Source organism: Streptomyces coffeae, assembly GCF_016741875.1.
GTDB lineage: Bacteria > Actinomycetota > Actinomycetes > Streptomycetales > Streptomycetaceae > Streptomyces > Streptomyces coffeae.
Window position 1 is genome coordinate 53,154 of record NZ_JAERRF010000018.1, and the last position, 18,585, is coordinate 71,738.

Below are 18,585 nucleotides of genomic sequence, written 5' to 3' on the forward strand. Positions count from 1 at the left end.
CTCGCCCACGCTGCCACCCTCTCGGTGCGGCTTCGGTGACTTTACGAGCAAGGTGCTCGATGAGCTGAGCGAGGCTGATCTCTCGTCGACGTGCCATGTGCGCATTTGTAGCAGCCTTCGCCGACACCCGAAGCCCTGGGTGTACGGAGGCAATCAGGGCCATCTACCCTTGTGCGACGGGGGATTGAGGCCGTGAAGGAACCGCTGCCGTCGAAGACATCGGCCCGACTCGGTCGAGCAACGCACCCGCGACTCTACGGGTATCAGACTGCTGAGGAGCGTTCCGCCGCGTGCTCAAGGGGGCGGCGTCCCCATGCGGCGATGGTGATCTGTGGGATGTCGATGAACGCTGAGTCCTCCAGCAGGTCTGAGAACGCGGTCAGGTCCGTTTCGGTGATGAGGCCATCAGTGATGAGCGCCGGGGCTGCCTGCGTGATGAGAGGAAGCCAGCGGTCCTTGTCGAGGCCGCCCATGCAGCCGAGATTCCCGGAATAGGACACTTCGCTCAGCCCACAGCGGGCGAGGTGGGCGGGAAGGCCACGTGCCCACGTCATATCGGCCCCCTGCTCACTGTATTTGCGCTGATAGGCGGCCAGGAGTCGCTGGACCAGAGGGAAGGGCGAGGTCTCGGCCGGTAGGTGATAGGGCTCTTCGACGACGAGCCGGCCGCCGGGCGAGAGCCAGCCGGCGGCCCGCCTGATCACTTCGTCCCGCGTGGCCAGGTGACAGAACAGGTAGCGGGCGTGGATGAGGTCGAAGCTGCCCGGTGCGTAGTCCTCTTCGGAGATGTCGGCTTCCTGGACGCGGAGATTGGCGGCTCGACCGACATCCAGGTGGCGGGTGTCGATGTCCGCGGCGACGACGTGGCCGTCCGGGCAACGCTCGGCAAGCCAGTAGGCGATGGAACCGGCACCCGCGCCCAGTTCCAGGCAGTTCCAGGAGGCTTCGATGCCAAGGTCTTCGATGAGGCCGATGGTGAAAGCGTCCACGTTGCGTTGGATGGACGCCAGACGAGCACGCTCAAGCGCGGCGTCCTCTCCCAATTGGCCAGTAGTAGCGGGTGGTTTGATGGTCATGAGGTCATCTCTGTTCTGTCGTGGCCGGGGATGGTGTTCGCGCTACACCCGCGGCGCCGGTTGTGGTGTGGCTATATGGCTGAAGCGACGTGGAAGGGGCCACACCGCGCGGGAAAGGCGACGAGCTTCAGCGTGCGTACAGTTCCACGGACCGCCCGTCTGGATCTTGTACGACATGACGTCCGGGGGCCAGCCGCGGGCTCAGAGTCCGGCCATCCAGGGTGAAGCCCAGACGCAGGCTGGAGGCGGGCCGCTTGGCCGTGGCCGGGTAGAGCTCCATCACCGTGCGGTCCGGGAGAGTGGCGGCGTAGTGGACCGGGCCGTCCCCGTGCTGCTCCTGGACGAAGGACAGCCCCAGGTCCGTGCAGAACGCGCGGCGCGGATTGGTAAGGCCGTGCGCCCTGCCGCTCGGCATTCTCGTGGCGAGCGCCCGAACAGGAGCACTTCGTCGACTGGATCTACGTCAGCACCTACAGGAGCCTGTCGGCATGTCAGGCCGACAGGAGAAACTCCGCGTATGAGGACTGGGACTGCAAGCGGGGGGCCAGCGGTAAGTGGCAACTCTGGGTGCTGGTCCGCCCGGCAGTCCGTGACGGTGCGTGCTCCTATCCCGGGGGCACGCACCGTCCACCGTGACGCCCTCGGCAGACTCTTCGCGGAGTGTGTGACCGCTTCGCCAGGTCGTCCCAGCTCGGCAACGAGAGGTAGCCTGCCCTGGCCCATCACCGCGTCTTTCCGCACTGGAGGGTGACCCAGCATGCCCCTTCCGAACCTCCTCGCGGTTTTCGCGCACCCGGACGACGAGTCTCTGACGGCGGGAGGTGTGCTCGCTCGCCACGCGGCCCTGGGAGGTCGAACCGCGGTCGTCACGGCGACCTGGGCTGAAGACACCCAGCGCGCTGAGGAGTTGGCGGATGCCCTCCGCATCCTCGGCGCCGGCGAGCCGCGGATGCTCGGCTATGCCGATGCTCGTGTACCGCAGTCGGCTCCGGGCAGTGCCCGGTTCTGCGATGCGCCGCTTGATGAGGCGGTGCGAGCGCTCGTCACGCACATCCGGGAGTTTCGCCCGGACATCATCGTCACTCATGACGCCCATGGCGGGCTGACCGGCCATCCCGACCATGTCCACACCCACCGGGTGGCCACCCTCGCGGTCCAGGCCGCCGCGTGGGACCAGCTCTACCCGGATACCGGTACCTCCTGGCAGCCGAGCGCCCTCTACCTCGCCACGCACCCGGACACCGCGGCTCGGGAGCTGGGTGGTCCCCTGCTCCGGGAAGGCAGGGCGCTGTACAGCGTCCCGGACGACTGGATCACCACAACTGTGGATGTGGGCCCGTGGCTTGAGCAGAAGGTGGGCGCCGTGCTGGCCCACCGCTCCGAAGTGGAGCGGGGAGCCCTGCCGGGCCGGATAGCCGGGCTCCCCGCCACCGACCGGGTGAGGCTGCTGTCCACGGAGTGGTACATCCGCCGCAGCCTCGTCTCCACCGCGGCAGCTCAGACGGAACTGACCTCCTGAACTCCTGCCGGGCGGGTGACCTTTCAGGGCGTGCGGCCCGTGTCGGGGCGTGCGATCGCGTCCGTCAGCCGTTCGAGGCGCGTGGCGAAGGCGGCGGCCTCGCCCGGGGGCCAGGTGGACAGCTCCTCGGCCACGAAGGATTCCATCGCGCCGCGCAGAGCCAGGACCGCCTGCTCACCGTCCTCGGTCAGGGCCAGTTGCGTGGCGCGGGCGTCGGAGGGGTCGGGGCGGCGGACGATCAGCCCGGCCTCCTGTAGGCGGGTCGCATAGCGGGTGGTGACGGTGCGGTCCATGCCGATCGCCTCGGCGAGCCTGGTGGCGGTCACGGGTCCGCAGCGGGCGAGCCCGGAAAGCACCGGGTAGGTCGTGGCGTCCACACCCTCGACTCCCGAGGTCAGCTTGTCGTAGAGCCCGGCACGGGTGGCACGTTGGGCCAGGGCTCCGATGGCTGCGGCCACGCGGGCGGCGGAGGTGTTGTCAGGGCTCGGTTCGCTCACCCTCCGATGATACGTGCAAAAAACACGGAGCACTGCTACAGTAAATGTACGTGCAAAAAGCACGTGCTTTCAACACATAGGGAGAACTGTCATGTCGCACCAGACCGCCGTACGGCCCGAAGACGTCCTGCCCGCCGGAGCCGACACGACCGCGATCAACGGACAGACTGTGCGTAAGGGTTCGGTGGCCGCGTTCGTCGCCAACGCCATCCAGCTCGACGGCCTCACCGAGGGCACCCCCGAGTACACGACCCTCATCACACAGATGCAGGAACTCGCCCCGGTCCTGCGCACGATCGGCCTCCTCGACGTTTTCGAGCCCCGATCCCCCGAGGTGAGGCGGATCTTCGCCGACGCCGCCTGACGCGGAGCGAACGGGCACCGGTGGTGCACACGGGAATATCCGGTTCTGGCCGTCGGGAGCAGCGATAGCACCTGCGTGCCCGGCGGCCAGAAGCCACCCAAGGGATACACCCGTTACCCCTCGGGCAAGGTTCCCGAGCATGTCGGCGACACGTGGGACACGTACGGGGACACCCACACCGTCGACGAGAACGGCGAGATCATCAAGATTCATGACCGGTGACCTCGGCCGGCCGGGCAGAGGCGCAGGGGCTGTGGGGCACATGGGCTCGACACGGCTTGCCCCTCACGTGGCGTGAGGCCCTACGGTCCCGAGTCATGAAAATCGTTGTTCACGACACCGCGTCCGCCATGCTCGAACTCCTGCGGCGACCGCCGGCCGAGCGGCCCGACGCCCTCCGGGACATGCTCGGCCCGCTCCAGAGTGTGATGCCGGCCGTGGGAAACATGGATCTGGTCCAGATGCACCAGATGGGCAGTGGCTTCCGACTCGACCGTGAGGACCCGCGGTACCTGCCCGCGCTGCGCCGGATGCAGGACGAGGGGGTGTGGAACCGGATCGAGGACTCCCTCGCCGCCGCGTGGAAGCGGATCAGCGGGGCGGTGCCCGGCATCAAGCATGCGGAGACCGTGCACGTCGTCACGGTGCTCGGCGATCCCGACGACGACCATCTGACGGTACGCAGCGCCGGTTACTTCGGTATGGGCGGTATCCCCGGCGCGATCCATCTGACGATGTGGCCCACCGACACAAGCCTCGCAAAGATCGGCCACGCCGCCGCACACGAGCTCCACCACAACGTGCGCTATGCGAATGTGGTCTGGAATCCGACGACCGTCACGGTCGGCGAACATGTCGTCGCGGAGGGACTGGCCGAGGCGTTCGTCCGCGAGTTGGCCGGTGAGCAGGCCATGGGCCCATGGTCGCAGGCACTGACCGGCGCCGAGCTGGACAGCGCCTACGAAAGGATCACCGCCGATATCGATGTGGCAGGGATGCAGAACCTGACCGCGTACGTCCTCGGCGACGGGACCGCGCAGCGCATGGGGCAACAGCCCGTGGGGCTGCCGGACTTCGCTGGGTACGCGGCCGGACTGCGGATCGTGGACGCCCACCTGGCAGCTTCCGGTCTGACCGCGGCCCAGAGCACCGCCCTGCCCGCGCGCGAGATCCTCGTCAACGCGGGGGTGCCGACCAGCGCCTGACGGTCGCTGTGCGATCGGGCAGAACGGCCGCTACGGGATGGGGGTCCCCACTCGCAGGCGGCTTCCGTCGGGGTCGCGGAGTTCGACCTCGCGTGCCCACGGAGCGGTGGTCACGGGCACGGCGAACTCGGTGGCGCGGGAGGGCGCGATCTCCTCCACGCTGCTGCTGCGCCGGCTGCGTGCGGGCTCCAACAAGAACGCCACGTACACCGCCTTTCGCGAGGTCGGCCGCGTCATCCGCACCGTGCAACTTCTGCGGTATCTGACGGACGCGCCGCTGCGCCGGCGGGTGACCGCCGCGACCAACAAGGTCGAGTCGTTCAACCGGTTCTCCCAGTGGGTCGGCTTCGGCAACGGCGGCGTGATCGCCGACAACGACCCCGTCGAGCAGGAGAAGACCGCGAAGTTCAACGCGCTGCTGTCCAATGCGGTGATCTTCCATAACGCGCTCGACATCGCCGAGATCGTGCGCCAGCTGCAGGCCGAGGGGATGGACATCGCCCCGGAGGACCTGGCACAGGTCTCGCCGTACCTGACCGAGCACATCCGGCGCTTCGGCGAGTACTCCACCCACGAGCTCGGCGACGAGCCCGACGCGTACGACCCGCGCCTGGACGCGACTTCACCCCTCTGCGCGGCGACGAGCCAGCGACCGAGGGTTTCTCGCAGGCCGCGTGAGCCCGTGTCCCGAGTCGGCGGCCGTCACATCACCGCTCCACCTGGTCGGGCGTGACCTTCACGTCTCCGTGGGCTCCTGATCGTTGTGTTCTTGCTCCTGCGCCCAGGCGATCGCCCATTCGTCGAGCGGACGAAGGGCATCACGGAGTGCTGTCCCCAGCCGAGTGAGCTCGTAGCCATCGGCCGAGGGCGCGATGATCCCGCTCGATGCGAGTTCGCGGAGCCGCTGGTAGAGGACGCTGGATGACAGCCCTTCGCACCGTGCCAGCAGCGCGCGGGCACCGAGCGGACCCGCACGCAGCTCCCAGAGAATTCGCAGCGCCCACCGACGGCCGAACAGGTCCATCGCGGCCATGAGGGGACGGCCGGTCGTCGATCCACGAACCGGTGTTCCTGGGCGCGGCGTCGGCATGACCCTCCTTGCGTTTCTTTATTCGAAACAATAGCATCCATCCGGTGTTTCTGATTTCGAAACGAACTCGACGGGAGAGCCGATGTCGCGGATAGCCCTGCTGGAACCGCCGTGCACCGACCAGGCCGGCGCACTGCTCGCGCGCATGATGCCCGGGGACGCCCCGCCGATCGGGCTGTTCCGCATGTTCGCCAGAAACCTCCCGATGGCCGACGCCATGCACGGGTGGGGTCGCTACGAGTTGGGCAGCCGGCTGACGTCCCTGGACGGAGGTCGTCATGCATAGGTCGTTGGTCCTGTATTCCGAGCCCGCCGACCCTGACCACTTCCGCGACTACTACGTGAACAACCACCTTCCACTGGTCAAGAATTGGCCCGGCCCGCTTGCGTGGCGCTACAGCTTCGACGTGGCGGCGACCGAGGGAGAAGCGCCGTATTTCGCGGTCTTCGAAGCCGACTTCGCTGACGCCGCCGCCATGGCCGCGGCGCGGGCGTCGCCGCATGGCCAGCGGGTGGCCGCCGATGTCGTCAACTACGCCACCGGCGGTTTGGTCGTCATCCACTATCCGGTGCAGGACGGCACCGGCTGAGGCAGGCCGGTACGCTCTGGGACGCGTTCGGTCGGCCGCTTAAGGCCAGGTCCGGCTAGCGGCGGACGCCGTTGGCGGTTGCCGGTTCGTTGAGCGTCAAAGGTGGGCCGATGTCCTGGCGTGATGTCACGATGGTTGATGCGTGCGTGCGACGCGACGGCCGGGGCGGTAGCCCCACGGCCGTCACCGACGACGACCCGGCGGCGACGGACGCGGACCGGCGTGCGGTCGCCGCTGCGGCAGGCACCTCGCACGCGGCGTTCCTCGGCCCGGGGCGGGCGCCGGACGGTGGCTGGCCGGTCCGGTTCTTCACCGCCACCGCCGAACTGTCCGGGTGCGGGCACGGCACCGTTGCCGCGCAGGCCGTCCGGTTGACCCGCACCGCGCTGGGTGAGCTGAACGACCGCCAACACACCGGCGGGCGCACGTTCGACACCGTCGCGATCCGCCGCCCCGCCGGCATCGAGGTGTGGTTCGACCAGGGCCTCGTCGCGCTGCGTCACCCGGCACCGGACGAGCGCGCCGCAATCGTCGCCGCGCTCGGGCTCACCGCGGACGATCCGCATCCGACCGACGCGCCACGGATCGCCGCGCCCGGCGCACCACGCATGCTGGTACCGGTCCACGACAGGTCGGCGCTGCTCCGAGTCCGCCCACACCTGGGCAGGCTGACAGCGGCGTGCCAGCGGTACGGGCTCCTCGGCTGTTTCGTGTACGTACCGCCGGTGGGCGGCCGACCGGGTGCGGCGCGGATGTTCGCGCCGGCGATCGGTGTCGACGAGGACGTCGCCAACGCCAACAGCACCGGCTGCCTGGCCGCCCACCTGCTCGACACGACAGGGGCGCAGACGGTCGCGATCGAGATGGAGCAGGGCGACACCCTCGGTCGACCGGCCAGCGTGCTCGCTTCGGCCCGACGCGGGCCGGCGGGCATCACGACCCGGGTCGGCGGGTTAGCGGTGGTCCGCGACGGACACTGAGGCGACGACTAGACCGTCCTCTTCTGCGATCCGCGCATGGGGCTGGGGCTGTCCGCTGCGGTCAAGCGTTGGCACCCGGTGGCGGCCGCAGCCCCGACCGACGCACCGAGCCAGGGCCGGTCGAGACGATGACCGGCTCGCCGGAAGGGCGGCGGCCCGAACAAGAACGAAAAGGAGACGACAAGTAGGTACGAGTCGCACCAGTACGACGTGATCGGCCATCAACCCCGAGCCCCTGCCACAGATGTCGCCAGACTTGGCCGAGCTCTTCGAGGACGGACACTGATGTACGAGGTCCGCGACTCTCACAAATGACCATCTGTGAAAGTTCTGCGAGAGGCCGGTTCGTGATCACGTTCCCGCAGGTCGCCATTGGCAGAAAACCTCTCAAAACTCCGGTGTTCTGCAAGGCAGTTCTGAGAGACTTCCCGCGTGGATCTCACGACCGAGCAGGCCGCTAATGCGGTAGAACGACAGGATTGCCCGAAGTGCGAGGCTCCGGCCGGGAGTCCGTGCCGCACCCGCGGCGGGAAGACCGCGACGAAGTACCACACCGCCCGCTTCATCCTCGTTCCCGCGCTGCGCGAGGAACTCGACGTTGCCGTTCCTGACGACCGCGGCCCCGGCCGGGTCTGGGTGCCCGGCCCGCGCATCAAGGCCGAGACGCCGGCGCCGGCCGCGGCCGCGATCCGGATCGGGTACGCCCGCTGCTCCACCGCCCAGCAGGAACTGCAGTCCCAGCTCGACGCGCTCGACCGCGCGAACTGCAAGCGCGTCTTCTCGGAGAAGATCTCCACCCGCGTCAAGGTCCGCCCCGAACTGGAGAAGACGCTCAAGCTCGCGTACGACATCCGCGAGGCCGCCCCGGACCAGCCGGTCATCCTCACCGTCCACGAGCTCAAGCGCCTCGCGCGCAATGCCGCCGAGCTAATGGCGCTGTCCGGGCAGTTGCAGGCCGCCGGCGTCCAGCTCGAACTCCTCACCGGCCCGCTCACCGGCATCTACGACCCCAACGGCATGGGCGCGATGTTCTTCGCCGTCCTGGCCGCCTCCGCGCAGATCGATCGCAACTACATCCGCGAGAAGACCCTCGAGGGCCAGCAGGCCGCCGCCGCCAAGGGCAACCACGGCGGCCGCCCGAAGGTGATTGACGACGACATGCTCACCTTCGCCGTCGCGCTCAAGGCCAAAGGCACCCCGGTCCCCGAGATCGCCAAGAAGCTCACCATCAAGACCGGCAAGAACGCCGGCAGGAACCCGTCCGTCGCCTCGCTCTACCGCGCGCTCACCGAGGCCGACTAGACCAAGATCATCCCATGGCCCGTTTGGGCCGTATCTGGGTCACACCCCACCAAGGCGTGTGCGGCCGTGGTTCGTCGGCCCGGCGCACCGGGGGCTTGAGTCTCCCGTAGGAGGAGACATCAGGATGGGGTCATGGAAAGCGGCACCCTCTACTCGATCGGTGACCTGGCCCGGCGCACCGGGCTGACGGTCAAGACGATCCGGTTCTACTCCGATCGCGGCATCGTGGTGCCGGCGGAACGCACCGCCGCCGGATATCGACGCTACGGCCCTGACGCCGTCGCCCGTCTGGCTCTCGTACGGACGCTGCGCCAACTGGGGCTCGGCCTCGACACCATCCAGCGGGTCGTGGACCGGCACCTCACGCTCGGCGACGTGGCCGCGGAGCACGCGGCCGCGCTGGACGTACAGATCCGGGTGCTGCGTCTGCGGCGGGCGGTGCTGATGGCCGTGGCCGAGCGCGGACCCGGCCCCGAGGAGATGGAACTCATGCATCAGCTGGCCACACTGTCCGAAGCCGAACGGCGACGTCTGATCGACGACTTCCTGGACACCGTCTTCAACGGTGTCGATGACGTCTGCGGCCATGCGGCGGTCCGCCGCTCGATGATCCCCGAGCTACCGGACAGCCCTACGGAGGACCAGATCACGGCATGGGTGGAGCTGGCGGAACTGTCGCTGGACCCGGATTTCCGCAGCAGTGTGCGGCGCCTGGCCGAAGACCGCGCGGCGGACTCGCTCGACGACTGCCGCAGGCCGCCGCGGCCGGACGTGGTGGCCATCGCCCGCGATCTTGTGAGAGCGGCGGTGGCGTCGGGCATCTCCCCTGAATCGCCACAGGCGGATCCCGTGGTCGCGGACCTCACCGCGCGGTGTGCGCTCGCCGATGGCCGCCCCGACGACGCCGCACTGAAGCAGCGGCTGCTCCATCGACTGCGGGCGGCGAACGACCCCCGCCGGGACCGGTACTTCCAGCTGCTCGCACTGATCAACGGCTGGCCGCCACCGGAGCCTCTGGCCCCGGTGATCGTCTGGTCCATGACGGCACTGCGGATGCGGACGGTCGCCTGACGGACATGATCGCCACACGGCTTCGCTCACACGGTGCCCTGACAGGCGCCGCGGCCGGTGAAAGGCCCGCCGACGGTGAAGGCCAGCTCAGCGAAGCGTTCGCCCATCCGCCGGTGGGTGGCGGCGTCGGGGTGGAGCTGGTCGGGCAGTGGCAGTTCGGCGAAGTCGGCCTGACCGTAGAGCTCACGGCCGTCGAGGTAGTGGAGGTTGGGGTCGTCGGCTGCCCGCTGCTTCACGATCCGGACCAGCTCGTCCCGGATCACCTCCAGGGTCAGCTTTCCGCTCGTGCGCTCCGCTGGATCGCCCGCGGCCCGGAACCGCAGTTGTCCGGTGCTGAGCGCGCTGAAGTCCGGGGTGCTGGGGCCGGGGGTGTTCTCGTGAATGGGGCACAGGATCGGTGAGACGACGAGCAGAGGTGTGGTGGGGTGGCCTTCACGGATGGTGTCGAGGAAACCGTGGACGGCGGGGGTGAAGGCACGCAGGCGCATCAGGTCGGTGTTGACCAGGTTGATACCGATCTTGATGCTGATCAGGTCGGCGGGGGTGTCGCGCAGCGTGCGGGCGGTGAACGGGTCGAGCAGAGCGCTGCCGCTCAGGCTCAGGTTGATCAGTTCCGCACCGCCGAGGGAGGCGGCGAGTGCGGGCCAGGTGGTGGTGGGGCTTGCGGCGTCGGAGCCGTGGCTGATCGAACTGCCGTGGTGCAGCCACACCTTGCGGCCCGAGTCCGGTACGGGCTCGATGGGGGCGTCGCTGCGCAGGGCGAGGAGTTCGGTGGTCTCGTTGTGCGGCAGCCAGATCTCGACGTTCTTGACGCCGTCGGGCAGGCCGGTGAAACGGAGGGTGCCGCTCGCGCCGGGCTGGTGGGTGGCGGTTCCGGTGGCCATGTCGAGGGTCAGGGTGTTGCCGCCGGTCACGCTCGCCCGGGCGGTCAGTCGGCCATCGACGAGCAGGTCGTACACACCGTCCGGGCGGGGCGTGGCGCCCACGTAGACGCGTTTGGTGGGCAGCGTGTCCAGTTCGACGGCGGTGGCCCGGGTCCGGAAGACCAGCCGTACGCCGGAGGGCTGGGCCTCCGCCATGGCCAGTTGGGCGTCGGCGTACTGGGCGCGGGCCCGGGCGGGCAGCCGGTGCGGCAGCACGCCGTGTTCGGTGTGTTCCAGCTCGAGGGCGCCGCGCAGGAGGTCCGCGGTGAGGGGCGTGGTGATCCAGTCATGCTCGGTGGTGTGCATCGTCCAGCCTGTTGATCGATGTGAGGGGTGTGACCTGACGCGCCAATGCGCCAATGCGCCAACACGCGGAGGGCCGATGCGTCGCGTTGCTCAGCGCTCGGGCCAGTTCCGCAGCAGGGCGTCGAGAGCCTCCAGGATCCGTGACCAGGTTTCCTGAGTGTCCGGGGCGCTGTGGCTGAACCCTCCGCCCATCTCCAGGCTGACGTAGCCGTGGAAGACGCTGCCCAGCAGCCGGACCGCATGCGTCTGGTCCGGCTCCGTCAGGTCGTAGCCACGCAGGATCGCGCGCGTCATCTGTGCGTGTCGCACACCGGCGCTGGCGACCGCCACCTCCGGGTCGAGCCTGAGCTGGGCCGCGGCGTAGCGGCCGGGATGCTCCCGGGCGTAGTCGCGGTAGACGTTCGCCAACGCGGTGAGGGCGTCCTTGGCGGCCCGTCCGGCCAGGGCGTCGGCGGCCCGGTCGGCGAGTTCCTCCAGTGCGAGGAGGGCGATCCTGGTCTTGAGGTCCTGGGAGTTCTTCACATGCGAGTAGAGACTCGCGACCTTGACGTCGAACCGTCTGGCCAGCTCCGACACGGTCACCTGGTCGAAGCCGACCTCGTCGGCCAGCTCCGCCCCGGCCCGGGTCAGGCGTTCGGTGGTCAGTCCTGCGTATGCCATGCCCTTCCCTTCGTTCGACAGAACTGATTATGCATTTGCCTAACACCTTTAGGCAAAATAGCCTGATGTTATGGAGTCGCTGACTGAGCAAGAGATCCGTGCCGCGTTCGTGAACTGCACCAAAGGCGAGGCGAAGCGCCTCTCCGTCCCCCGTGACCTGGCCGACCGGCCCTGGGACGACCTGGACTTCCTCGGCTGGCGTGATGCTCAGGCCCATGACCGCGCCTATCTGGTCACCGTGCTGGACGGCCATCCCAGGGCCATCACGCTGCGCTCCCCCGCCCCCGCCTCATGGCACAGGCGGCGCGGCATGTGCTCGATATGCCTGACCTCCCACACCGGCGGTGTGTCCCTGATGGTCGCGCCGAAGGCGGGGAAGGCCAGGCAGCAGGGCAACTCGGTCGGCACCTACCTATGCGGCGACCTCGCCTGCTCACTGTATGTGCGGGGGAAGAAGGACGCGGGTGTCGCTGCGCGACCACAGGAATCGCTCAGCCTGGAGGAGAAGATCGAGCGGACGGTGGCGAACATCGCCGCGTTCTTCGCGAAGGTGACCGCCTGAGGCCGTTCGGTGCCCCCGCTGCCGGCCGGCGTCCGGCTCGCTGTCCTGATGCACAAGCAACTCGCTTGAGCATGGGTGTCCGGAGGGATCCGCCTTACACCGCGCCGCCTTACACCGCGCGCCCGGGATCAGCGAGGAGTTCGTGGATGACGTGTCGTGCGATCGCCGCCATGACGGGATTGGTGTCCCTGTAGTACGTCAATTCGGGGAGCGCGATCGACAGCGCCCAGCCGCGACCTCGTGCCCAGGTGGCGTCGTCAGCCCCCACGGCATCCCTGAAGGCGTCGCGCACGCACGCCGGCAGTACGTACCACGCGACGATCAGGTCGACGGCGGGGTCGCCGAGTCCCATGCATCCGAAGTCGATAACGGCACTGAGCCGCCCCTGGGCCACCAGCAGATTGCCCGGTTGCAGATCCGCGTGGATCCACACCGGCGAGCCCGCCCACACAGGTGCTTTCAGGGCGGCGTCCCATACGGCGGTCGCCGCTTCGGCATCGACGATGCCGCGCAGTTCCGCGATCGCGGAGCGTGTGGAGGCGTCCCGCGCCTCCAAGGGCTCACCGCGGTAGGACAGAGGCCCGCTCGCGGGGTCGATCCCGTGCAGCGCGGTGACGAATTCAGCGAGGTCCTTCGCCAACAAGCCGGGGTCAGCAAGATGCCCGGGGGCCGGGTTCTCGCCGTCCAACCAGTGGTAGACCGACCAGGGCCAGGGGTAGCCCTCAGTCGGCTTTCCCTTGACCAGTGGCACGGGAACCGCCACCGGAAGCGAGGGAGCGAGCCGTGGCAGCCACGCGTGCTCCTTGTCGACATCGTTGGCGACCCCCGCGGTTCGAGGGAATCGCACGACCATGTCCGCGCCGAGCCGGTACATGGCATTGGAGGTGCCGACAGAACCAACCGGCTCGACGGGAAGACCCGCCCACTGCGGGAACTGCGCGGCAATCGCCCGGTTCACCAGAGAGGCGTCGATGTCCGGCTCTCCGGCATGCATCTTCCCAGCACACATGAGCACCTTCTGAGGGGAGGCGGTTCCACCATGGGGAGGTGGTCGGCGGTCATGTGGAAGATGGAAACCACGGCTGTCGACCAGCGCCCATACGAACGCGTCAGGACATACCCCGTCAACTCCTTTTCGCCGGGCTGCGGGCAGGCCGGTCCATGCCCTCGCCGGGACCGACCGCAAGACAGCGGCCCACATCCTGTTTTCCGCCGTCCGGCACGGTGGCCGAGGTACGGGAGGGGCGTCCCTCGCTCACCGTGCGGCGTTCGGCGGACTTGACGCGTTCCGTCAGTACGAATGTGACGCTGATCAACAGGGCCCAGGCCCCGAATTTGCTGAGTGCCACCGGTTGCCAACCGCCCATCTGATCGGGGTAACTCCACGCCCCGACGTAGGTGGCCACGTTCTCCGCCACCCACAGGAAGAAGCCGATCAGCACGAAGGAAAGCGCAAGGGGCATACGGTAGCGGCGCTCGCCGACGGTGAAGCCGACCGAGGCCCGGGCGGTGACGGCCAGCATCACCGCGGCCAGGAGCCATCGAGCGTCCGGTAGCCAGTGGTGGGTGAAGAAGTTGAGGTAGACGGCTGCCGCGACCACGGTGGTCGCGGTGGCGAGGTAGCCGGTGAAGCGCAGCTGGAACAGGTCCCAGGCGCGGCAGACATAGCCGGCGACGGCCGCGTACATGAACCCGCCGTACAGCGGTACACCGGCAATCTTCGTCACGGCGTCCTCCGGGTAGCTCCAGGACCCCAGGTGCACCTTCACCAGCTCGAAGAGCAGGCCGATGACATGACACACGGCGATCAGCAGCGTGTCCCGCCCGCTCTCCCATCCCACCCGGCGCGCGACGAAGGTGAGTAGCACCCCATAGACGAGTACCAGGTCGTACCGCGCGATCGGCAGGTCCGGCAGCACACGGGAGAGGGCGATGCCGCCCAGCAGCGCCACCGCGAACGCACAGCAGCGCGCCTGCAACACGGTGAAGCGGATCAGCTGGCGTATCGGGCCCAGGATCTTGCACATGACCAGGAGGACGCCGCAGGGGTGCTGCTTGGTTGGCCGCACCGATGAACTTGTACCGAACGTGTGGCGAAAGTCGCCCCTCACCGGATCCGCACATCGGTCGGCCGAGCCGGCCTCCCCGGCCACGAGGTCTTCCACAGGCGGGCACGGTGGGGTCGGCGGGAGACCGCCGACCCCACTGGTGTTTATCACCCGCGCGGGTCAGGTCCCGTGAACCGGAAGCGGACCACGTCCTCCTCCGTGGCCCAGCACTGGAAACCCGCCTTCTCCAGCACCCGGACGGAGGCCGGGTTGGCCGGCTCCACGTTCGCGAACACGGTCCGGACACCCGGGGCGGTGAGGGCGAACTCCGTCAGGGCCCGGGTGGCTTCGGAGGCATAGCCCCGACCGCGGCGGGACTCGACGATGCCGTACCCGATTTCGAGGGTGCCGTCATTGGGCGGCCAGAACAGGCCGATCGACCCCACCACCAGACCGCTGTCCCGTTCCACCACCAGGCGGTGGCCGTGTGCGCCGAGCCAGGCCGGGTGGTCGTCGAAGAGGCCCGCGATGACGCGGTCGCCGTCGGCGGGGAAGTCGTCAGCCCAGTGCGCCGACCTGGTGTCGGCGAGGACCGCGGTGGCCTCGGCCGTGGTCCAGGGCCGCAGAACGAGACGGTCGGTGGTCAGATCGACGTGCGTTGATGAGGATGAGGACGTCACGTGTCACTCCTGATGGTGGGAATGACCGGACCGCGCTTCGCCAACGCGCGAGCCGGACAAGGGCATGCCGACGAGCACCTACCGCGGCCATATTCATCAACCCCCTCGTCCCGCTGATCGCACGCCTCTCGCGCAGACGCGACGTTAGCAACGTCGCCGAACCCCGGGCAAAGCCTTTTGATCAGTCAGGAGGGCAGGGAACCGAGCCACCCGGTCAGCAAGCGATTGACCTCCTCGGGGCGTTCCTGCTGGATCCAGTGGCCGCAGCCGTCGAGGATGTGCGAGGCCACCAGGCCGGGCAGGGTACGGGGGAATTCGCTGATCGCATCGGCCAGCCATGTGGTGGAAGCGTCCAGGGCCCCACCGATGAACAGCGACGGCTGGGTGATGGGGGCGCCGTCGAACGCGGCCAGCTCCTCCCAGTCCCGGTCCATGTTCCGGTAGCGGTTCAGCGCCCCACTCATCCCGGTCCGCTCGAACTCCCCGGCGTAGACGTCGAGTGCGGGTTCACCGAGCCAGGACGGCAGACGACCGTCGGGAAACCGTTCGCGCAGTGTTCCGCCGGGGCCGGTGAAGTGCGGGTCCGGCCTGCCAGGTGCGGGCATCGTGTCGCCTGAGAAGGCGGCGTAGAAGCCCGCGAGCCAGCCGCGTACGTCGGGCTCGATCTCCGCCTCGGCGCGTCCCGCCCGCTGGAAGTAGGAGATGTAGAACTCCTCCGGACCGCCCTCCGGACCGCCCATCCGAGCGAAGACCTCGCTGGGCCTGGGCCCACCGCGCGGTGCGTACGGCACGCTCAGCAGCCCGACCGCGCGGAACACATCGGGCCGGGCCAGCGCGCAGGTCGCGGCGATCGACGCGCCCCAGTCGTGCCCGACGATCACAGCGCTCTCCTCCCCCAGCGCGTCCACCACCGCCACTTGGTCCTCGACCAGCTCGAGCATCCGGTATGCGTCCACCGCCCCGGGCCTGGACGAGCGCCCGTAGCCGCGGACGTCGACCGCCACCGCTCGACAGCCCGCCTCGGCAAGGGCGGGCAACTGGTGGCGCCACGAGTACCAGGACTCCGGAAACCCGTGCACCAGTAGCACCAGCGGCCCACTGCCCCGCTCCACCAGGTGGATCCGCCCCACCGGTGAGGGCACCAGGCGATGGATGACATCGGCGGTGGACGGATGCGACATGAATTCCTCCCGGGCCCTGTGCGGATGGTCGGTGGCCACGGACGCGAGAAGTGGCGTTCATGCAACTCGCCGTGGCCGCACCAGCTCCGATCATGCGGCAGTCGGCACGGCGTCGGCGATGTCAGTTGCCGATCCGGCAAACGCAACGGCGGCGGCAGCCGTCAGCCGCAGTGGCTCGTCGGTGAGGCGGTGTAGCCGGTCGTGACCTCCCATGCCACCGTGGTCCTTGTCATGGGCCCGGTGTGATCCAGTGGTGGGCGAGGTCGGCGACCCACGCGGTGGCCGCGTCCGGTGTCGCGGGTGGCGCTCCGATCACCACCAGTTCGGTCACCCCGGCTGCTGCCAGGTCGGGCAGCAGGTCCGGGCCGCCGTCGAGCGGCGCGACGGCGATGGTGAGCTCCGTCGCCGGGCGGTGGTGGCTCGCGCAGTGCTCCCTGAGGGCGCGGACGCGCTCGGTGACGAGGTCCGCGGGGAGGTTGAATCCGTACCAGCCGTTTCCGAAGGCGGCGGCCCGGCGCAGTGCCGCATCGCTGTTACCGCCCACCACTACCGGGATCTGCCGATCGCGCACCGGTTTGGGGTTGACCCGGATCGCGTCGAAGCGTGTGAACTCCCCCTCGAACGAGGCCACATCGTGGGACCAGAGCGTGCGCATCGCGGCGGTGTACTCCGCGGTGCGGCGGCCGCGGTGAGCGAAGGGGACGCCGAGCGCGGCGAACTCCTCGGATGACCAGCCGACGCCGATTCCCAGCGTGAGCCGCCCGCCGGAGAGCACATCCAGTGTCGCGGCCTGCTTGGCCACCACGATCGGGTTGTGCTCGGGGAGCAGCAGGACGCCCGTGGCCAAGCGGATCCGGGTGGTCACCGCCGCGGCGAACGTCAGCGCGAGCAACGGGTCCAGCCAGTCCGCGTCGGCGGGGACGGCGATCCGGCCATCGGCGGAGTAGGGATAGCGGGAGGTCGGCTCGTCGACCATGACCACGTGTTCACCTGCCCACAGGGTCGCGAAGCCGCGTGCTTCGGCGGCTTCCGCCACCGCGCGGATGATCTGCGGCCGGGCGCCGTTCCCGACGCCCAGCGCATGCAGTCCCACCTGCATCTGCCACCTCCCGACCTCGAGACGACCGTAGCGTCGGTGGCGGCGGGCGACCACGCGACGGAGTTCCGCGCGGTGGTCGGTGGGGTCGTGTCACCCGGACGGCCCGCTCGGCGAGCGCCTCCGGCAGGAGTGCGGGCCGCTCCTCCGCGCACGGCGGAACTCGGAGGCGGTCATGTACGTTGCCGGGATGACACGTGACGGCACGTGTCCGGTGACGAACGACACGGCAAAGCCGAGGTGGCAGCAGTGGCGATGTGGGATCGGATCAAGGACCAGGCCAAGGCCCTCCAGCAGCAGCGGGGGCATGGCACAGGTGGCTCCGGAGGACACGGGCGCCCACGCTCGGGCGGCGGGTCCAAGGCCCAGCTCGTCGGTGTGCTCAAGACACAGCTCACTTCGCTCAAGACCGAGCTGAAGAGCGGTGCCTACCGGGACGCCAGCATGGCCGTGTGCGCCCTGGTGGCAGCGGCCGACGGACATGTCGACCCCGCCGAGCGGCAGCATGTCGAGTCGCTGATCCTGTCCAACGACGTTCTCCAGAACTTTCCGCCGGATCAGCTGCGCACCCGGTTCAACAAGCACGTCGACGTGATGACGGCCGACTTCGCCCGGGGCAAGGCGGAGGCGCTCCAGGAGGTGGCCAAGGCGGCCAAGAAGCCCGCCGAAGCCAGAGCCGTGGTCCAGACCGGCATTGTGGTCGCCGGTGCCGACGGCTATGTGTCGCCGGCCGAGGAGCAGGTCCTGCGGGAGGTGTGCGGCACGCTCGGGCTGTCCTCGGCGGAGTTCGGCATCTGACACACGGTCCGGGCACCGCCGGTCCCGGTCGCGCCCGCGGCGACGCCTTCGGATCGCGGCGCACTTCTCGGAGCCCTGCCCTCCGCGAGGGCAGGGCTCGGCGGCTGCCCGGCGTGGGTCATGGCCCCCGCTCAGCCGACGGCCGCGGCCGGAGGATCGTCCGACTGTCCGTCGTGGCCGTCCTGTCCGTCGTGGCCGTCGCGTTGGCCGTGTGCGTCCGACCGCTCTCCGGTCGGCTCCGCCTGGGCCACCGCCTGGTTGAGGTCGTCCAGCAAGGCGCGGGCCGTTGCCGCACCGTGGGCGTTGGTTCCCTCCAGGGTGATGTGGACGCGCGTGTCGCTGTCCTCGCGCTCCCAGGTGACCTTGAAGCTGCCACCGCGCTGCCGGAGCCAGGCTTCCAGGACCACTCCCAGGGTGGCGACCGCCGCCACGCCGACCTCGACGAGGACACCGAGGAGGTCCGCGCCCAGCTCGCCCTGCCCGACGGGTGAGCGCAGTTCACGCACCGGCCCCAGATCGGGTTCATCGCGCAGTCGGTCCGCCAGCCCGCGCCAGTCGTCCGGTTCGGTGCTCCGGCTTCCGTCCTCGATGCTGATGTGCAGCGCCACGGAGTCTCCTGTTCTGTGTGCGATTTCTG

The 18,585-nt window shown here is 69.0% G+C and carries 23 protein-coding genes and 2 pseudogenes; 12 read left to right on the forward strand and 13 right to left on the reverse strand.

All coding sequences use genetic code 11. From position 1 onward, the window contains the following. Positions 1 to 263: 263 nt before the first annotated feature. Positions 264 to 1,076: a class I SAM-dependent methyltransferase gene (locus tag JK363_RS27055; protein WP_201878033.1), complete on the reverse strand. Its 813-nt coding sequence runs from the start codon at positions 1,074 to 1,076 to the stop codon at positions 264 to 266. A gap of 127 nt (positions 1,077 to 1,203) precedes the next feature. After that, entirely contained in the window at positions 1,204 to 1,491 is a 288-nt protein-coding gene (locus JK363_RS27060; protein WP_201878035.1) for a glyoxalase/bleomycin resistance/dioxygenase family protein, read from the reverse strand. A gap of 342 nt (positions 1,492 to 1,833) precedes the next feature. Here JK363_RS27060 and JK363_RS27065 point away from each other — a divergent pair, with 342 nt between their 5' ends. After that, complete coding sequence (locus tag JK363_RS27065) at positions 1,834 to 2,595, forward strand: PIG-L deacetylase family protein (RefSeq protein WP_201878042.1); 762 nt, start codon at positions 1,834 to 1,836, stop codon at positions 2,593 to 2,595. Positions 2,596 to 2,618: 23 nt separating this feature from the next. Here JK363_RS27065 and JK363_RS27070 read toward each other — a convergent pair whose 3' ends face one another. Further along, positions 2,619 to 3,092, reverse strand: coding sequence for a MarR family winged helix-turn-helix transcriptional regulator (locus JK363_RS27070; RefSeq protein ID WP_307821881.1), 474 nt, complete (start codon positions 3,090 to 3,092; stop codon positions 2,619 to 2,621). A gap of 91 nt (positions 3,093 to 3,183) precedes the next feature. On the opposite strand from JK363_RS27070, the gene JK363_RS27075 reads away from it, so the two are divergent. The 3 genes and pseudogenes from JK363_RS27075 (at position 3,184) to JK363_RS27085 (ending at position 4,661) form a co-directional block, all read left to right on the forward strand. Then, a complete protein-coding gene (locus JK363_RS27075; protein WP_201878044.1) occupies positions 3,184 to 3,456 on the forward strand; it encodes a hypothetical protein in 273 nt (90 codons plus the stop codon). Between the two features lie 42 nt (positions 3,457 to 3,498). Beyond that, a pseudogene (locus JK363_RS27080) lies at positions 3,499 to 3,678 on the forward strand (SCO0607 family lipoprotein); the annotation flags it as partial. A gap of 95 nt (positions 3,679 to 3,773) precedes the next feature. Continuing rightward, positions 3,774 to 4,661 (forward strand): DUF2268 domain-containing putative Zn-dependent protease, encoded by an 888-nt coding sequence (locus JK363_RS27085; RefSeq protein ID WP_201878047.1) that lies wholly within the window; start codon positions 3,774 to 3,776, stop codon positions 4,659 to 4,661. Positions 4,662 to 4,691: 30 nt separating this feature from the next. Here the strand turns inward: JK363_RS27085 and JK363_RS44750 are convergent. Beyond that, positions 4,692 to 4,796 (reverse strand): annotated as a pseudogene (locus tag JK363_RS44750) (VOC family protein); the annotation flags it as partial. Here JK363_RS44750 and JK363_RS27090 point away from each other — a divergent pair. Further along, positions 4,792 to 5,394 (forward strand): Tn3 family transposase, encoded by a 603-nt coding sequence (locus JK363_RS27090; protein WP_201878049.1) that lies wholly within the window; start codon positions 4,792 to 4,794, stop codon positions 5,392 to 5,394. The pseudogene JK363_RS44750 and the gene JK363_RS27090 sit on opposite strands and share 5 nt — an antisense overlap. Positions 5,395 to 5,397: 3 nt before the next feature. Here the strand turns inward: JK363_RS27090 and JK363_RS27095 are convergent, their stop codons facing one another. Beyond that, positions 5,398 to 5,694 (reverse strand): winged helix-turn-helix transcriptional regulator, encoded by a 297-nt coding sequence (locus tag JK363_RS27095; RefSeq protein ID WP_201878052.1) that lies wholly within the window; start codon positions 5,692 to 5,694, stop codon positions 5,398 to 5,400. A 139-nt stretch (positions 5,695 to 5,833) separates the two neighbouring features. Between JK363_RS27095 and JK363_RS27100 the strand changes: the two genes are divergently transcribed. The 5 genes from JK363_RS27100 (at position 5,834) to JK363_RS27120 (ending at position 9,694) form a co-directional block, all read left to right on the forward strand. Beyond that, positions 5,834 to 6,037: a hypothetical protein gene (locus tag JK363_RS27100; RefSeq protein WP_201878055.1), complete on the forward strand. Its 204-nt coding sequence runs from the start codon at positions 5,834 to 5,836 to the stop codon at positions 6,035 to 6,037. Further along, a complete protein-coding gene (locus JK363_RS27105; protein ID WP_201878057.1) occupies positions 6,030 to 6,341 on the forward strand; it encodes an EthD family reductase in 312 nt (103 codons plus the stop codon). The genes JK363_RS27100 and JK363_RS27105 overlap by 8 nt, the downstream gene beginning before the upstream one ends. A gap of 110 nt (positions 6,342 to 6,451) precedes the next feature. Continuing rightward, positions 6,452 to 7,321, forward strand: coding sequence for a PhzF family phenazine biosynthesis protein (locus JK363_RS27110; RefSeq protein WP_201878059.1), 870 nt, complete (start codon positions 6,452 to 6,454; stop codon positions 7,319 to 7,321). 432 nt (positions 7,322 to 7,753) lie between these two features. After that, positions 7,754 to 8,623 (forward strand): recombinase family protein, encoded by an 870-nt coding sequence (locus JK363_RS27115; RefSeq protein ID WP_201878061.1) that lies wholly within the window; start codon positions 7,754 to 7,756, stop codon positions 8,621 to 8,623. A 132-nt stretch (positions 8,624 to 8,755) separates the two neighbouring features. Then, positions 8,756 to 9,694 carry a MerR family transcriptional regulator gene (locus tag JK363_RS27120; RefSeq protein ID WP_201878062.1) on the forward strand — a complete coding sequence of 313 codons (939 nt, stop codon included), beginning with the start codon at positions 8,756 to 8,758 and terminating at the stop codon, positions 9,692 to 9,694. Between the two features lie 26 nt (positions 9,695 to 9,720). Here the strand turns inward: JK363_RS27120 and JK363_RS27125 are convergent, their stop codons facing one another. Next, positions 9,721 to 10,923: a GDSL-type esterase/lipase family protein gene (locus tag JK363_RS27125; protein WP_201878064.1), complete on the reverse strand. Its 1,203-nt coding sequence runs from the start codon at positions 10,921 to 10,923 to the stop codon at positions 9,721 to 9,723. 90 nt (positions 10,924 to 11,013) lie between these two features. Further along, positions 11,014 to 11,583: a TetR/AcrR family transcriptional regulator gene (locus JK363_RS27130; RefSeq protein ID WP_201878066.1), complete on the reverse strand. Its 570-nt coding sequence runs from the start codon at positions 11,581 to 11,583 to the stop codon at positions 11,014 to 11,016. Between the two features lie 70 nt (positions 11,584 to 11,653). On the opposite strand from JK363_RS27130, the gene JK363_RS27135 reads away from it, so the two are divergent. Beyond that, on the forward strand, positions 11,654 to 12,145 hold the full coding sequence (locus JK363_RS27135) for an FBP domain-containing protein (RefSeq protein WP_201878068.1): 492 nt from the start codon (positions 11,654 to 11,656) through the stop codon (positions 12,143 to 12,145). Between the two features lie 109 nt (positions 12,146 to 12,254). On the opposite strand, the gene JK363_RS27140 is transcribed toward JK363_RS27135, so the two are convergent. The 5 genes from JK363_RS27140 to JK363_RS27160 all read right to left on the reverse strand — a co-directional run bounded on the left by JK363_RS27140 (position 12,255) and on the right by JK363_RS27160 (position 17,153). Beyond that, positions 12,255 to 13,139, reverse strand: a complete 885-nt coding sequence (locus JK363_RS27140; protein ID WP_236076135.1) for an aminoglycoside phosphotransferase family protein — start codon at positions 13,137 to 13,139, stop codon at positions 12,255 to 12,257. A gap of 130 nt (positions 13,140 to 13,269) precedes the next feature. Continuing rightward, positions 13,270 to 14,172, reverse strand: coding sequence for a DUF817 domain-containing protein (locus tag JK363_RS27145; protein WP_201878276.1), 903 nt, complete (start codon positions 14,170 to 14,172; stop codon positions 13,270 to 13,272). A 188-nt stretch (positions 14,173 to 14,360) separates the two neighbouring features. After that, complete coding sequence (locus JK363_RS27150; protein WP_201878073.1) at positions 14,361 to 14,873, reverse strand: GNAT family N-acetyltransferase; 513 nt, start codon at positions 14,871 to 14,873, stop codon at positions 14,361 to 14,363. 185 nt (positions 14,874 to 15,058) lie between these two features. Continuing rightward, on the reverse strand, positions 15,059 to 16,054 hold the full coding sequence (locus JK363_RS27155) for an alpha/beta fold hydrolase (RefSeq protein ID WP_201878075.1): 996 nt from the start codon (positions 16,052 to 16,054) through the stop codon (positions 15,059 to 15,061). 229 nt (positions 16,055 to 16,283) lie between these two features. Then, positions 16,284 to 17,153 carry an LLM class F420-dependent oxidoreductase gene (locus tag JK363_RS27160; protein WP_201878076.1) on the reverse strand — a complete coding sequence of 290 codons (870 nt, stop codon included), beginning with the start codon at positions 17,151 to 17,153 and terminating at the stop codon, positions 16,284 to 16,286. A gap of 246 nt (positions 17,154 to 17,399) precedes the next feature. On the opposite strand from JK363_RS27160, the gene JK363_RS27165 reads away from it, so the two are divergent. Then, positions 17,400 to 17,948 carry a tellurite resistance TerB family protein gene (locus tag JK363_RS27165; protein ID WP_201878078.1) on the forward strand — a complete coding sequence of 183 codons (549 nt, stop codon included), beginning with the start codon at positions 17,400 to 17,402 and terminating at the stop codon, positions 17,946 to 17,948. A gap of 131 nt (positions 17,949 to 18,079) precedes the next feature. Here the strand turns inward: JK363_RS27165 and JK363_RS27170 are convergent, their stop codons facing one another. Continuing rightward, positions 18,080 to 18,556, reverse strand: coding sequence for an effector-associated constant component EACC1 (locus tag JK363_RS27170; protein ID WP_201878080.1), 477 nt, complete (start codon positions 18,554 to 18,556; stop codon positions 18,080 to 18,082). Positions 18,557 to 18,585: the final 29 nt, after the last annotated feature.

Bases quoted from the DNA above. Each gene is read 5' to 3' on its own strand.
- JK363_RS27055 (WP_201878033.1), bottom strand. From the start codon at position 1,076: ATGACCATCAAACCACCCGCTACTACTGGCCAATTGGGAGAGGACGCC.
- JK363_RS27060 (WP_201878035.1), bottom strand. From the start codon at position 1,491: ATGCCGAGCGGCAGGGCGCACGGCCTTACCAATCCGCGCCGCGCGTTC.
- JK363_RS27065 (WP_201878042.1), top strand. From the start codon at position 1,834: ATGCCCCTTCCGAACCTCCTCGCGGTTTTCGCGCACCCGGACGACGAG.
- JK363_RS27075 (WP_201878044.1), top strand. From the start codon at position 3,184: ATGTCGCACCAGACCGCCGTACGGCCCGAAGACGTCCTGCCCGCCGGA.
- JK363_RS27085 (WP_201878047.1), top strand. From the start codon at position 3,774: ATGAAAATCGTTGTTCACGACACCGCGTCCGCCATGCTCGAACTCCTG.
- JK363_RS27095 (WP_201878052.1), bottom strand. From the start codon at position 5,694: ATGGCCGCGATGGACCTGTTCGGCCGTCGGTGGGCGCTGCGAATTCTC.
- JK363_RS27100 (WP_201878055.1), top strand. From the start codon at position 5,834: ATGTCGCGGATAGCCCTGCTGGAACCGCCGTGCACCGACCAGGCCGGC.
- JK363_RS27105 (WP_201878057.1), top strand. From the start codon at position 6,030: ATGCATAGGTCGTTGGTCCTGTATTCCGAGCCCGCCGACCCTGACCAC.
- JK363_RS27110 (WP_201878059.1), top strand. From the start codon at position 6,452: ATGTCCTGGCGTGATGTCACGATGGTTGATGCGTGCGTGCGACGCGAC.
- JK363_RS27120 (WP_201878062.1), top strand. From the start codon at position 8,756: ATGGAAAGCGGCACCCTCTACTCGATCGGTGACCTGGCCCGGCGCACC.
- JK363_RS27125 (WP_201878064.1), bottom strand. From the start codon at position 10,923: ATGCACACCACCGAGCATGACTGGATCACCACGCCCCTCACCGCGGAC.
- JK363_RS27130 (WP_201878066.1), bottom strand. From the start codon at position 11,583: ATGGCATACGCAGGACTGACCACCGAACGCCTGACCCGGGCCGGGGCG.
- JK363_RS27135 (WP_201878068.1), top strand. From the start codon at position 11,654: ATGGAGTCGCTGACTGAGCAAGAGATCCGTGCCGCGTTCGTGAACTGC.
- JK363_RS27140 (WP_236076135.1), bottom strand. From the start codon at position 13,139: ATGCATGCCGGAGAGCCGGACATCGACGCCTCTCTGGTGAACCGGGCG.
- JK363_RS27145 (WP_201878276.1), bottom strand. From the start codon at position 14,172: ATGTGCAAGATCCTGGGCCCGATACGCCAGCTGATCCGCTTCACCGTG.
- JK363_RS27155 (WP_201878075.1), bottom strand. From the start codon at position 16,054: ATGTCGCATCCGTCCACCGCCGATGTCATCCATCGCCTGGTGCCCTCA.
- JK363_RS27160 (WP_201878076.1), bottom strand. From the start codon at position 17,153: ATGCAGGTGGGACTGCATGCGCTGGGCGTCGGGAACGGCGCCCGGCCG.